The following is a 12,648-nucleotide window of genomic DNA, read 5'->3' on the forward strand; positions in this document are numbered from 1 at the left end:
GGTTGCAACGCAAGGCGCGATAAGTCTGCACGAAGCGATGTTGTTACGTCTCGAAACGAGACATTTGTCGGAACCTGCAATATTCCGCGCTAAAATGCGAGGTCTTTAGAGGACGCAGCACATGCTCACCGAACTCGAATCACTCTCCCAGAATATCGGCAAGCTGATTGCGATCAGCCAGCGCCACCACGAAGCGCGGCTCGCGCTCGAAGAACAACTCGCGCAAACGCGCGCCGAAGTCGAGGCCACGCACACCGAGCTCGCGCAACTGCGCGCGGAACGCGATGCACTGCAAGCGGAACGCGATGCACTGTCGGCCAAAATCGACGACGCGCAGGTGCGCCTGAATGCGATTCTCGAAAAATTGCCGCGTGCACGCGCGAGCAACGAACCGGATAACCAGCTCGATCTGCTCGAGTCCGCTCAGCCCGCGGGCGAGCAAGCGGAAAGCGACGTGAGCCGCCACGGAGAAAACGCATGACCACCAAGCAGATCGAAGTCTCGATTCTCGAAGTACCGTATCGTCTCGCCTGCTCGGCGGAAACCGAAGGCGCGCTGCTCGAAGCGGTCGCGCGCGTCGATGCGGAAATGAAGAAGATCCGCAGCAATAGCAACGTGCGCGGCACGGATCGCATTGCAGTAATGGCTGCGCTGTCGCTGGCATCGGAACTGCTTAAGCTGCAAAACAGCGTACGTCACGGAGAAGCATTTCCCGCTGAAGAAATCCGGCGTACAATGCAGCAAATGAACGAACAGCTAGGTACTGTGATTGAGCAGTACAGCTTGCAGTAAATAAGTCGCTGACCGGTTTCGCACCGGTCCCGCACTTAAGCAGATTTAATGAAGTGGCCTCGAACGCGGTGCTGTGAAGTGAATGAATAGTTCGTGGCAAACGTTTGAGTTCAGTCGTAAAGTTGAATGGTTGTTGCTTTATCGGTTTAGCTTCCCTGCCTGGTTCGCCAAGGTCATATATTCCTTGAACCAATGCCATGTGCACGGTTGCGGAAATTTGTAGCACGGGTGTGCGCGTCACTCTGTCTGATGTACCCGAAGTGTTGCTAACTGCGACCAATTCTGAACCCTCGGTTCAGGATGCCGGCCTAGCGGCTAAGGCGGGGACCTTATCTGGAACGGCGTCGGACTTCGGTTCGATGCCGTTTTTCTTTGGGCGCCCGTTTTTTGCGTGTCGCTCAATCTTTTACCGTTCATCCACCATCCAATTCGATTCATGCGCTACTGGCTGATGAAGTCCGAACCGGACGAAGCAAGCATCGACGATCTCGCCAACGCACCGCATCGCACACTGCCGTGGACCGGTGTGCGCAATTACCAGGCGCGCAATTTCATGCGCGACACAATGCAGATCGGCGACGGCGTGCTGTTCTATCACTCCAGTTGTCCCGAGCCCGGCATCGCGGGACTCGCGGAAGTCGCGTCGACCGCTTATCCGGACCCGACCCAGTTCGATAAAAAGAGCCCGTATTACGACGCGAAATCGTCGCCGGAAACACCGCGCTGGATGCTCGTCGACGTCGTGTTCAAAAAGAAGATCGCGCTGATTCCACTGGCCGCGCTGCGCGAGCATCCGCAATTGCAGGACATGCGCGTGCTGGCCAAGGGCAACCGGCTGTCGATCACGCCGGTCACCGCAGCCGAATGGCGCTTCATCACCAAAGAGCTTGCCTGAACGAGCGCGTCGCCGCGCGGCCGCCTCGCGTGCGCGGCGACGCGCTTTCGTGCGATGGGCCCCCTGCAACCGCACTCCCGCAACCGCACTCCCGCGTCGCGCTCGCTGCGCGGCGCTAGCGTCAAACCTGCACCACCTGCTCAACCAAGGAGTCCAGTAATGATGAAAAAAACCGCACGCGCGCTCGCATTGGCTTTCGCCTGTACCGCGCCGGTCGCACTTGCGTTGGCGCCGCCCGTCGCGCGAGCGCAGAGCGTGATGCCGCAGCCGTCCGGCGTGCTGTCGCTCAATGCGCAGGCGAGTGCCGAAGTGCCGCAGGACGTCGTCGAGATCACGCTGTTTTACGAGCAGGAAGCGAGCGATCCGTCGACGCTGACCGCGACGCTGAACCAGCGCGCGGATGCGGCAATGCAAAAAGCGCGCGGCGTGAGCGGCGTGACCGCGCGCTCGGGCGCGTTCTCGATCTTCCCGTCGACCGATCGCGACGGACGCATTTCCGCGTGGCGCGGCCGCACGGAAGTCGTGCTCGAATCGCGCGATTTCGCGGCGGCATCGAAACTCGCCGCGCAGATGGCATCGATCATGCAGGTCGGCAACGTGCACTTCTCGCTGTCTCCGGAAGCGCAGCGCGCCGCCGAGCAGCGCATCACCGGCGACGCGATCAAGTCGTTTCGCGAGCAGGCCGCAGCGTCGGCGCAGGCGTTCGGCTTTAGCGGTTATTCGATTCGCGAGGTCAACGTCAATCACAGCGGCGCGATGCCGCGTCCGGTGATGATGATGAGCGCGCGCGCGATGGGCGCCGACGCGAAGATGGCGCAGATGCCGCTCGAAGGCGGCACCACGACGGTGACGGTCAATGTGTCGGGGTCGGTGCAGATGAAGTGAGGCAGGCGAGCTTTACAGCCCGCAAAAAGCAAAAACGCCGCGGCATGTTTCCATGCCGCGGCGTTTTTCATTGCGGGTCTCGCTGATCAGCTCGCGCTGACTGCCTGCGCCGGCTCGCGGCGACCACGGCGATACGCCCACACCATCAGGCCGATGCCCGCGAGGATCATCGGCAGCGACAGCCACTGCCCCATCGACAGCCCCATTGCGAGCAGCCCGAGGAAGTCGTCCGGCTCGCGCGCGAATTCGACCGTGAAGCGCGCGAGGCCGTAGCCGATCAGGAACAGCGCTGAGATCGCGCCCATCGGCCTCGGCTTGCGCGAGAACAGGATCAGCACGAAGAACAGCACGACGCCTTCCAGCGCGATTTCATACAGCTGCGACGGATGGCGCGGCAGCATCCGGTATTGCGCGAACACGTCGGCCAGATGCCATTGCGCGGCCAGTTGCGGATGCGCGGCGAGCCATGCGGCGTCGTCGGGTGCGGCGCCCGGAAACAGCATCGCCCACGGCGCGGCCGGATCGGTCACGCGGCCCCACAGCTCGCCGTTGATGAAGTTGCCCAGACGCCCGGCCGCGAGACCCGTCGGCACCATCGGCGCGACGAAGTCGGTCACCTGCAGCCACGAACGTTTGCGCTGATACGCGAACAGGATCATCGCGATGGTCACGCCGAGAAAGCCGCCGTGAAACGACATCCCGCCTTCCCACACCTTGAAGATGTCGAGCGGATGCGCGAAATAGAAGCTCGCCTTGTAGAACAGCACATAGCCGAGCCGGCCGCCGAGGATCGTGCCGAGCACGCCGAAGAACAGCATGTCGTCGATATCCTTCGCGGTCCAGCCCTGCGCGGCGACGTACGGCAAGCGCAGCCGCAGCCGGCCGACGACGATTGCCGCGACGAACGCGACCAGATACATCAGGCCGTACCAGCGCACGGCGAGCGGCCCCAGATGAATGGCGACGGGGTCGAAATTGGGGTGAATGAGCATCGTGTAGTTATGGGCAGTTCAGGTTCGGATCAGGAAGCAATGCTTACGGTCGGATTAACGGTGCGACTCACAGGAAGTGGGTTGCGCAGCCGCTGCCCGGCAAACCGGCGCACGGTCCACGCAACCGGGCGGCAGGCATTGGACGGCGCAGCTCGCCCGGCGTTCAACGCGGCGCGCCGTTAGACACGCGCGGCGAGCGTCGCTGCATGCGCGCGCACGATCTCGATGAAGCCCGCCAGCACCGGACTGACCTCGTCGGTGCGCCAGACGAGACCGGTCTCGATCGCCGGCACCGACTCCGACAGCGGGCGGTACACCACCCCGGTGCGACGCAGGTTACGCAACGATTGCGGCACCAGTGCGACGCCCATGCCGGCCGACACGAGGCTGACGATCGTCTGCATCTGAATCGCTTCCTGGCCGACCCGCGGCGCAAGGCCGGCAACGCCGTAGCAATCCATAATGATGTCATAAAAGCCTGGCGCCAGACGCCTTGGGAAGATCACCAGCGGCGCGTCGGCGAGGTCGCGCAGGCTCACCGGCGTGTCGAGCCATTCGGCGACGGGGGCGGAATCGGCAGCGGGATCGGCAGCGGCTCCGCGCGCGCCGCCCCCTTGCTCCAGCCGCGCCGCCGTCTCCGTCGACATCGCGATCACCAGCGGTTCGCGCGCGATCGGCAGCCACGACAACTGCGCCGCGTGGCGCGACGGCAGCGGCGCGATCACGAGCCCGGCGTCGATGCGCCCGGCCACCAGTTCGTCGACCTGCACGTCGCTGGTCGCCTCGGTCAGTTCGAGCCGCACGCGCGGATGACGCGCGCCGAACTCGCGCAGCAGCAGCGGCAGCAGCCCGTAGTCCGCGGTCGACACGAACGCCAGCGACAACACCCCCGCCTCGCCGCGCGCAAGGCTCTGCGCGAGCGGCCGCAGCCCCTCGGCGGCCGCCAGCAGCCGCTGCACCTCCGGCAGCAGATCGGCGCCGACCGGCGTCAGCTCGACCGAGCGCTTGGTGCGCGCGAACAGCTCGACGCCGAGCGTCTCTTCGAGCGCGCGGATCGCCTGCGACAGCGGCGGCTGCGTCATCGACAGGCGCGCGGCCGCGCGGCCGAAGTGTTTTTCCTCGGCGACGGTAACGAAGTAGCGCAATTGGCGCAGATCGGGGATCGTCGGCAGCATGGGCGGGGCTAGTGCGACTAGCGGGACTATCTGGACTATCGGGACTAAGAGTTTCTGCGACCTAAACAAGCGCGAATAATACACGCGACCCGCGGTCTGCAAAACCGCCTGCCCGCCAGGCGTCGCGGCACTACACTGAACGGATGCGCGCGCCGCGGTCGGTCGAAGCGGTACCGGGCAGCAGCCGCGGGCCGCCGCCCACGCGCATGCAACCGACGCAGTCACGCGCCCCCGCGGGTCTCCGCGGGCCCGGCTGACGAACAGAACAGACAGACTTGGAGCCCCTCATGCCCTACAACCGTCGTTCGAAAAACATCACGCAGGGCGTCGCCCGCTCGCCGAATCGTTCGATGTACTACGCGCTCGGCTACCAGAAAGACGATTTCGACAAACCGATGATCGGCATCGCCAACGGCCACTCGACGATCACGCCGTGCAACGCCGGCCTGCAACGCCTCGCCGACGCGGCCGTGGTCGCGATCAAACAGGCCGACGCCAATGCGCAGACCTTCGGCACGCCGACGATTTCCGACGGCATGTCGATGGGCACCGAGGGAATGAAGTACTCGCTGGTGTCGCGCGAGGTGATCTCCGACTGCATCGAGACCTGCGTGCAGGGGCAATGGATGGACGGCGTGGTCGTGATCGGCGGCTGCGACAAGAACATGCCGGGCGGGATGATCGCGCTCGCCCGCATCAACGTGCCGGGCATCTACGTGTACGGGGGCACGATCCGCCCGGGCAACTGGAAGGGCACCGACCTGACGATCGTGTCGTCGTTCGAGGCAGTCGGCGAATTCACCGCCGGGCGCATGTCGGAGGAGGATTTCGAGGGCATCGAGAAGAACGCGTGCCCGTCGACCGGCTCGTGCGGCGGCATGTACACCGCCAACACGATGAGCTCGTCGTTCGAAGCGCTCGGCATGTCGCTGCTGTATTCGTCGACGATGGCCAACCCCGATCAGGAGAAGGTCGACTCGGCCGCCGCATCGGCGCGCGTGCTGGTCGAGGCGGTCAAGCGGGACCTGAAGCCGCGCGACATCATCACGAAGAAATCGATCGAAAACGCGGTTGCGCTGATCATGGCGACCGGCGGCTCGACCAACGCGGTGCTGCACTATCTGGCGATCGCGCACGCGGCCGAGGTCGAATGGACGATCGAGGACTTCGAGCGGATGCGCAAGAAGGTGCCGGTGATCTGCAACCTGAAGCCGTCGGGTCAGTACGTCGCGACCGATCTGCACAAGGCCGGCGGCATCCCGCAGGTGCTGAAGATCCTGCTCGACGCCGGGCTGCTGCACGGCGACTGCATCACGATCACCGGCAAGACGCTCGCCGAGGAGCTGAAGGACGTGCCCGCCAAACCGCGCGCCGATCAGCAGGTGATCTTCCCAATCGACAAGCCGCTCTACGCGCAAGGCCATCTCGCGATCCTGAAGGGCAACCTCGCGGTCGATGGCGCGGTCGCCAAGATCACCGGCCTGAAGAACCCGGTGATCACCGGCCCGGCACGCGTGTTCGATGACGAGCAGAGCGCGCTCGAAGCGATCCTCGCGGACAGGATCGTCGCCGGCGACGTGGTGGTGTTGCGCTATCTCGGCCCGAAAGGCGGCCCGGGGATGCCGGAGATGCTCGCGCCGACCTCGGCGATCATCGGCAAGGGGCTCGGCGAAACAGTCGGCCTGATCACCGACGGCCGCTTCTCGGGCGGCACATGGGGAATGGTGGTCGGGCACGTGGCGCCGGAGGCATTCGTCGGCGGCACGATTGCGCTGGTGCGCGAAGGCGATTCGATCACGATCGACGCGCACCGGCTGCTGCTGCAACTGAACGTCGACGACGTCGAACTGCAGCGTCGCCGCGCCGCATGGCAGGCGCCCCAGCCACGTTACACGCGCGGCGTGATGGCGAAGTATTTCGCGCTCGCGCAGCCGGCGAACCGGGGCGCGGTGACGGGTTGATCGACGGATTGACCGACTGATTGATCGAGGGGTAAGCACGGGCGCTGGGCGCGGCCGCGGGCGGCGCCGCGCTACGCAAACACGCAAAGGGGCGCGCGGCCAGCCGTGCGCCCCTTTGCTCTTATAATGCGTGCACCACGAGCCGGGCCTTCGCACCGGCGGAGACCATAATGAAATCGAAGTCGTATGCAGCTGTTGCCGCCGCTGTTGCGCTCGCCGCCGCTCTGAGCGCCGCCGGTCCCGTTCATGCAGAGGCCGCCGCCGGCCTCGCGCTCGCACAGCAGAAGAACTGCATGAGCTGCCATTCGGTCACGCGCCGCTTCATGGGGCCGGCACTGCAGGAGGTGGCCGCGAAATATGCGGGACGCGAAGACGCGGCGATCTACCTGAAGCACAAGATTCTCGATGGCAGCACCGGCGTGTGGGGCCGCGTGCCGATGCCCGCCAATACGCAGCTCACGCCCGATCAGGCGGCCACGCTCGCGGCCTGGGTGCTGACGCTCAAATAAGCGTCTCTCACGCGCGGCCCGCGTGCCGGGCCAGTTCCTCTCGCACCGCTTCACGAACCCAGCCGCTCAGCTCGGCTTCGACCACACGTGCGACTTCGCGCGTAACTCGCGCAACCAGCAGGTTCGTGTGCTGCTGCACCGCGTCGCGACAACGCGCGTCGATCAGGCCACGCCCCTCGCCCGCGAGAAAACCTTCGAGGCGACCGCACAGGCGTTCGGCGAGCGCGTCGGCGTCGAGTTCAGGCTGAGCCGCGGCGGCTTCCGGTACGCGCGGATGGGTCGCGGCGTCATGCGCGCCCTCGCCGCCGATGTCCGGCGGCACCGTCGCGCCGGCTTCGAGCGGAATGGACGGCTCGCTGCGATCGAACACGTCCGGCGCAGCGCTCGCGCCGGACGCATCGCCCGTCCGCGGTGCGCGGCCTGGCTGGATGATCTCCTGCAGCAGCGGAATCGAATGGTCGTTGGGATCGGACACGTGCGCTCTCCGGGTTGAATCAGGCCTCGCCGCCCTGCTTGTAGTTGTTCAACGCATAACCGCGATCGCGGTAGAACCGATAGCGTTCGCGGCCGGCGACCAGTTCGTCCTGGTCGTTGCCGACCACTTCGAGCAAGCGTTCAAACCGCGCGAACTGCGCCGGCACCGTCGCGCCGAGGTTCAGCAGGATCTGGTGATGCGGGGCGGCGTCGAGATTGCTGGTCAGCACTACCGGCGTTTCAGATGCAAGCGGCGTACCCGCCATGCAGTGCGGGATGAAGTCGAGCGGCGAGAACACCCAAAGCTGCTCGTCGAAGGCCCGCAGCCGCGGCGGCTCGGCCAGCACGACGAGCGGCTGGCCCGCCAGATACGCCTTGCGCGCGAGGCGGCACGCGTACAGCAGCGCATTGCCGACGTTCGAGTGGAAATCGATTCTCGTCACCGGCTGCTCCACTGCGCGTGTCGCCTCAGTTGCCGCGCGCGGTGCGCGCGCTTACCGCTAACCATCATTGCCCGGCGCGGTCGATCAGGAACTGCGCGAGCAACGGCACCGGCCGGCCGGTCGCGCCCTTGGCCGCGCCGCTCTTCCACGCGGTGCCCGCGATGTCGAGGTGGGCCCACGGATAAGCATCCGTGAAGCGCGACAGGAAGCAGGCGGCCGTCACGCTGCCCGCCGGCCGTCCGCCGATGTTCGCGACATCCGCGAAGTTCGACTTCAACTGGTCCTGGTATTCGTCGTCGAGCGGCAGACGCCATGCCGGGTCCGACGCCTCGCGCGACGCGTCCAGCAGCTCGCCCGCGAGCGCGTCGTCCTTCGAGAACAGGCCGCTGTTGTGATGGCCGAGCGCGATGATGCACGCGCCGGTCAGCGTCGCGATGTCGATCACCGCAGCCGGCTTGAAGCGCTCCGCGTAGGTGAGCGCGTCGCACAGGATCAGCCGGCCTTCGGCGTCGGTGTTGAGCACCTCGATCGTGATGCCCTTCATGCTGGTGACGATATCGCCCGGCTTGGTCGCGGTGCCAGACGGCATGTTCTCGACCGCCGGAATGATGCCGACCACGTTGATCTTCAGACCCATCTCGGCGACCGCGCGCAGCGTGCCGAGCACCGAGCCCGCGCCGCACATGTCGTACTTCATCTCGTCCATGCCCTCGCCCGGCTTCAGCGAGATGCCGCCGGTGTCGAACGTGACGCCCTTGCCGACCAGCACCACCGGCGCGGCCTTCGCGGCGCCGCCCTGGTACTGCAGCACGATGAACTGGGCCGGCTCGACCGCGCCCGCGGTGACCGACAGGAACGAGCCCATCTTCAGCGCTTCGCATTGCTTCTCGCCGAGCACCTCGACCTTCAGCTTCCAGTCTTTCGCGAGCTTCTTCGCGGTGTTCGCCAGATAGGTCGGCGTGCAGACGTTGCTCGGCAGATTGCCCAGGTCGCGCGTGAGGTCCATCCCGTTGGCGAGCGCGGCGCCCTGCTTCGCGGCGAGCTTGGCGGCTTTTTCGTCGCCGGTGGCGACGCTGAACACGATGCGCTTGAGCGCGCGCGGCGTGTTGTCCGGCTTGCTCTTCATCTGCGTGAAGCGGTAGGTCAGCTCGCGCAGCGCGAGGACCGCGGCGCGCACGGCCCAGTCGGAGCCGCGTTCGAGCACCGGCAGTTGCGCGAGCGTGAAAGTGACCTGCACGATCTTCGTGCCGAGCAGCGCGCGCCATGCGGCACGCACCGCTTCGCCGTACGCCTTCTGGCTGAAAGCGTCCTGTTTGCCGAGGCCGACCAGCAGCACGCGCGATGCGCCAATGCCCTGCACTTCATGCAGGAACAACGTGGTGCCGGCTTTGCCGTCCATGTCGCCTGCCTTGATGACGCGCGTGAGCAGCCCTTTGGTGGCCTCGTCGATCTCCAGCGCCGCGCCCGACAGCGTTTGCGACTCGAACACGCCGATCACGATGCAATCGGATTTGCCGGTCAGGAAACCGTTCGTCGAGCCTTTGGTCCAATCACAGGCTTTTATGCTAAAGTCCATCGCGCTTGTCCTCGGATAAAATCTGGGCTTAGGATGAAAGCCGCAATTATCCGCTATTTTTCCCGCGGCGGCTGCACCGGAGGCGTGACGGGAATGAACCCGCGCGTTGCCGTGAGCGCCCCCTCTCGTCATCAATAATGATCTTCGAACGCTCCCTCCAGCGCGAGCTCGCGTACACGGCTGGTGCCGTGTTCATGGTTCTCCTCACGCTCGTGCTGACGACGATGATGATCCGCATCGTCGGCTTCGCGGCCTCGGGCGAGATCGATCCGCGCGACGTACTGGTTCTGATCGGCCTCACCGTGATCGGCTATCTGGCCATCATGCTCGTCGCGACGCTGTTCGTGTCGATCCTGTTCGTGCTCACCCGCTGGTACAAAGACTCCGAGATGGTCGTGTGGCTGTCCTCGGGCGTCAGTCTCACGCAATTCATCAAACCGATCGGCCTGTTCGCCACGCCGATCATCATCCTGATCTGCTTCTTCGTGTTCGTCGGCTGGCCGTGGTCGAATCAGCAAAGCAAGCTGATCCGCGCGCGCTTCCAACAGCGCGACGAGGTTTCGCTGCTCGCGCCCGGACAGTTCCGTGAATCGGCGTCCAGCCACCGGGTGTTCTTCATCGAGAAAATGTCGCCCGATCAGGGCCGCGTCGAGAACGTGTTCGTGACCAGCACCGAGGGCGGCAAGGTCAACGTGGTGGTGTCGAAGACCGGCCACATCGAGACGCATGAGAACGGCGACCGCTTCGTGGTGCTGGAAAACGGCCGCCGCTACGACGGCGAGCCGGGCCACCCCGACTTTCGCATCATGGAGTTCGAACGCTACGGCGTGAAAATCCAGAGCCAGCCGGTCGTCAACAAGCCGACCACCACCGGTCTGCCCACCCTGACACTGCTGCGCAATCCGACTAACGTGAACCTCGCCGAATTCGCGTGGCGCGCCGGCCTGCCGCTGATCGCGATCAACCTGATGCTGCTGGCCATTCCGCTCGCGCACCAGAATCCGCGCCGCAGTCGCACCATCAACCTCGTCATGGCTGTACTGATCTATCTCACCTATTCGAACCTGCTGAACGTGGTGCAGTCGTGGATCGAGCAAGGCAAGATGTCGTTCGGGCTCGGGCTCGTGATCCTGCATGTGATCGTCGCGGCGATCGTCGCGTTCATCTTCTGGCTGCGTGTGCGTAACCGCCCGCTATTCACGCGCGCGATGTTCGGCCGTTCGCAGGGAGCCTGACCGATGCGCATCTATGAAAGGTATTTCGCGCGTCAGATCTATCTCACGTTCATCTTTATTCTGTTCGCGTTTTCGGGTCTGTTCTTCTTCTTCGACCTGATCAACGAACTGAATTCGGTCGGCCACGGCAACTACAAATTCCAGTACGCGGTGCTGCGCGTCGCGCTGCAAACGCCGTCGCGCTTCTACGAAATCATTCCGGTCGCCGCGCTGATCAGCGCGATCTACGTGTTCGCGCAGATGGCGGCGAACTCCGAATACACGATCTTCCGCGTGTCCGGGCTCGCGACCAATCAGGCGCTGCGCTCGCTGCTGAAGATCGGCGTTCCGCTGGTGTTCCTCACCTATCTGATCGGCGAAGTGGTCGGCCCATACACGGATCAACTGTCGGAGCGCGTGCGGCTCGAAGCGCTCGGCTCGTCGGTGTCGAGCAACTTCCAGTCGGGCGTGTGGGTCAAGGACACGCTGACCGAGCGCGCCGACGGCGAGCAGGTCACACGCTTCGTCAATGTCGGCGAACTGCGGCCCGACGCGACGATCAGCAACGTGCGCATCTACGAGTTCGATTCGAAGTTCCGGCTCGCGAACGTGCGTATCGCGCAGAGCGGCCGCTATCAGCCGCCGGGGCACTGGCTGCTGACCGGCGTGACCGACACGCAGTTGCTCGACGTCGCGGCGCCTACGGGCATGCCGGCCGATGCGCTCAATCCGGTGTATCGCGCGAAGCAGGTGTCGCTGCCCGAGTATTCGCTGCGCTCGGAGCTGACGCCGCAGATTCTGTCGGTGCTGCTGGTGTCGCCGGACCGGATGTCGATGTTCAACCTGTTCCGCTATATCCAGCATCTGACCGAGAACCATCAGGACACCCAGCGCTATGAAATCGCGCTGTGGCGCAAGGTGCTGTATCCGTTTGCGGTGTTCGTGATGCTGGTGCTGTCGCTGCCGTTCGCGTATCTGCATACGCGCGCCGGCGTGGTCGGCATGAAAGTGTTCGGCGGCATCATGCTCGGCATGAGCTTCCAGCTGTTCAACACGCTGTTCTCGCACATCGGTACGCTCAACACGTGGCCCGCGCCGCTGACCGCGGCGACGCCGGGGCTCGTCTATCTCGTGCTCGGGCTCGTCGGCCTGAAGTGGGTCGACCGGCATTAACGCGGCGAAAACGTAGCGACGCACGCGCTCAGCGCAATCGGGAGCCGACGCGATGGCAATTCACGGACTGATTCTGTTTGGCCACGGCGCGCGCGATGCGCGCTGGCGCGAGCCGTTCGAGCGGCTCGCCGACAAGCTGCGCGCCGCGCGCGCGGCCAGCGGCGACGCGCAGCCCGTCTCGCTCGCATTTCTCGAGTTGATGGAGCCCGATCTGCCGACCGCCGTCGCTCAGCTCGCCGGGCAAGGCTGCGATGCGATCACCGTGGTGCCGGTGTTCTTCGGGCAAGGCGGCCATGTCCGCAAGGATCTGCCGGAGATCCTCGACCGATGCCGGGCCACGCATCCCGCGATCGAGATCCGCTGCGCGGTCGCGGTCGGTGAAGACGACTCGGTATTGGATGCGCTCGCGCATTATTGCCTGCAGCAGCTTTGAAGTCCGCTGCCGTGCGCGTCAGCACGACGCTCGTTACTGTTGCTTCGAGCGTTGCTTCGAGCGCGCAACGTAGCCGGGCGGCCTGAGCGCGAAAAAGCAGACCGGGATGGGTCCGCGCACTGTCGA

At 64.9% G+C, this 12,648-nt stretch carries 14 protein-coding genes and 1 other RNA gene; 10 read left to right on the top strand and 5 right to left on the bottom strand.

The genetic code is table 11. From position 1 onward, the window contains the following. Positions 1-121 precede the first annotated feature (121 nt). The 5 genes from LJ656_RS03955 (at position 122) to LJ656_RS03975 (ending at position 2,572) form a co-directional block, all read left to right on the top strand. Positions 122-481, top strand: coding sequence for a coiled-coil domain-containing protein (locus LJ656_RS03955; protein ID WP_230507981.1), 360 nt, complete (start codon positions 122-124; stop codon positions 479-481). Continuing rightward, positions 478-792: a cell division protein ZapA gene (locus LJ656_RS03960; protein ID WP_230507982.1), complete on the top strand. Its 315-nt coding sequence runs from the start codon at positions 478-480 to the stop codon at positions 790-792. The genes LJ656_RS03955 and LJ656_RS03960 overlap by 4 nt, the downstream gene beginning before the upstream one ends. Positions 793-941: 149 nt before the next feature. Beyond that, a non-coding RNA gene (ssrS, locus tag LJ656_RS03965) (6S RNA) lies at positions 942-1,123 on the top strand. 105 nt (positions 1,124-1,228) lie between these two features. Next, positions 1,229-1,687: an EVE domain-containing protein gene (locus LJ656_RS03970; RefSeq protein WP_230507983.1), complete on the top strand. Its 459-nt coding sequence runs from the start codon at positions 1,229-1,231 to the stop codon at positions 1,685-1,687. Between the two features lie 159 nt (positions 1,688-1,846). After that, positions 1,847-2,572, top strand: coding sequence for an SIMPL domain-containing protein (locus LJ656_RS03975; protein ID WP_230507984.1), 726 nt, complete (start codon positions 1,847-1,849; stop codon positions 2,570-2,572). An 86-nt stretch (positions 2,573-2,658) separates the two neighbouring features. Here LJ656_RS03975 and lgt read toward each other — a convergent pair whose 3' ends face one another. Together lgt and LJ656_RS03985 are read right to left on the bottom strand one after the other, a co-directional pair. Next, complete coding sequence (gene lgt / locus LJ656_RS03980; protein ID WP_230507985.1) at positions 2,659-3,564, bottom strand: prolipoprotein diacylglyceryl transferase; 906 nt, start codon at positions 3,562-3,564, stop codon at positions 2,659-2,661. A 179-nt stretch (positions 3,565-3,743) separates the two neighbouring features. Then, positions 3,744-4,739: a LysR family transcriptional regulator gene (locus tag LJ656_RS03985; RefSeq protein ID WP_230507986.1), complete on the bottom strand. Its 996-nt coding sequence runs from the start codon at positions 4,737-4,739 to the stop codon at positions 3,744-3,746. 287 nt (positions 4,740-5,026) lie between these two features. Here LJ656_RS03985 and ilvD point away from each other — a divergent pair, with 287 nt between their 5' ends. Further along, entirely contained in the window at positions 5,027-6,700 is a 1,674-nt protein-coding gene (ilvD, locus tag LJ656_RS03990; protein WP_230507987.1) for a dihydroxy-acid dehydratase, read from the top strand. A gap of 170 nt (positions 6,701-6,870) precedes the next feature. Further along, positions 6,871-7,209, top strand: coding sequence for a c-type cytochrome (locus LJ656_RS03995; protein ID WP_230507988.1), 339 nt, complete (start codon positions 6,871-6,873; stop codon positions 7,207-7,209). 7 nt (positions 7,210-7,216) lie between these two features. On the opposite strand, the gene LJ656_RS04000 is transcribed toward LJ656_RS03995, so the two are convergent. From LJ656_RS04000 to LJ656_RS04010, 3 genes are all read right to left on the bottom strand, one after another. After that, on the bottom strand, positions 7,217-7,684 hold the full coding sequence (locus LJ656_RS04000; protein WP_230507989.1) for a DUF2486 family protein: 468 nt from the start codon (positions 7,682-7,684) through the stop codon (positions 7,217-7,219). 19 nt (positions 7,685-7,703) lie between these two features. Continuing rightward, the gene (locus LJ656_RS04005) at positions 7,704-8,126 is read right to left on the bottom strand and encodes a DNA polymerase III subunit chi (protein WP_230507990.1); all 423 of its coding nucleotides are present in this window, start codon (positions 8,124-8,126) and stop codon (positions 7,704-7,706) included. Positions 8,127-8,190: 64 nt separating this feature from the next. After that, positions 8,191-9,702: a leucyl aminopeptidase gene (locus LJ656_RS04010; protein WP_230507991.1), complete on the bottom strand. Its 1,512-nt coding sequence runs from the start codon at positions 9,700-9,702 to the stop codon at positions 8,191-8,193. A gap of 137 nt (positions 9,703-9,839) precedes the next feature. On the opposite strand from LJ656_RS04010, the gene lptF reads away from it, so the two are divergent. Genes lptF through LJ656_RS04025 form a run of 3 tightly spaced genes read left to right on the top strand, consistent with a single transcriptional unit; the run spans position 9,840 to position 12,522 of the window. After that, on the top strand, positions 9,840-10,937 hold the full coding sequence (gene lptF / locus LJ656_RS04015; protein WP_230507992.1) for an LPS export ABC transporter permease LptF: 1,098 nt from the start codon (positions 9,840-9,842) through the stop codon (positions 10,935-10,937). 3 nt (positions 10,938-10,940) lie between these two features. Next, positions 10,941-12,089, top strand: a complete 1,149-nt coding sequence (lptG, locus tag LJ656_RS04020; RefSeq protein ID WP_230507993.1) for an LPS export ABC transporter permease LptG — start codon at positions 10,941-10,943, stop codon at positions 12,087-12,089. A 52-nt stretch (positions 12,090-12,141) separates the two neighbouring features. Then, complete coding sequence (locus tag LJ656_RS04025; protein ID WP_230507994.1) at positions 12,142-12,522, top strand: sirohydrochlorin chelatase; 381 nt, start codon at positions 12,142-12,144, stop codon at positions 12,520-12,522. Positions 12,523-12,648 lie beyond the last annotated feature (126 nt).

It is taken from the genome of Paraburkholderia sejongensis (assembly GCF_020880815.1).
GTDB lineage: Bacteria > Pseudomonadota > Gammaproteobacteria > Burkholderiales > Burkholderiaceae > Paraburkholderia > Paraburkholderia sejongensis.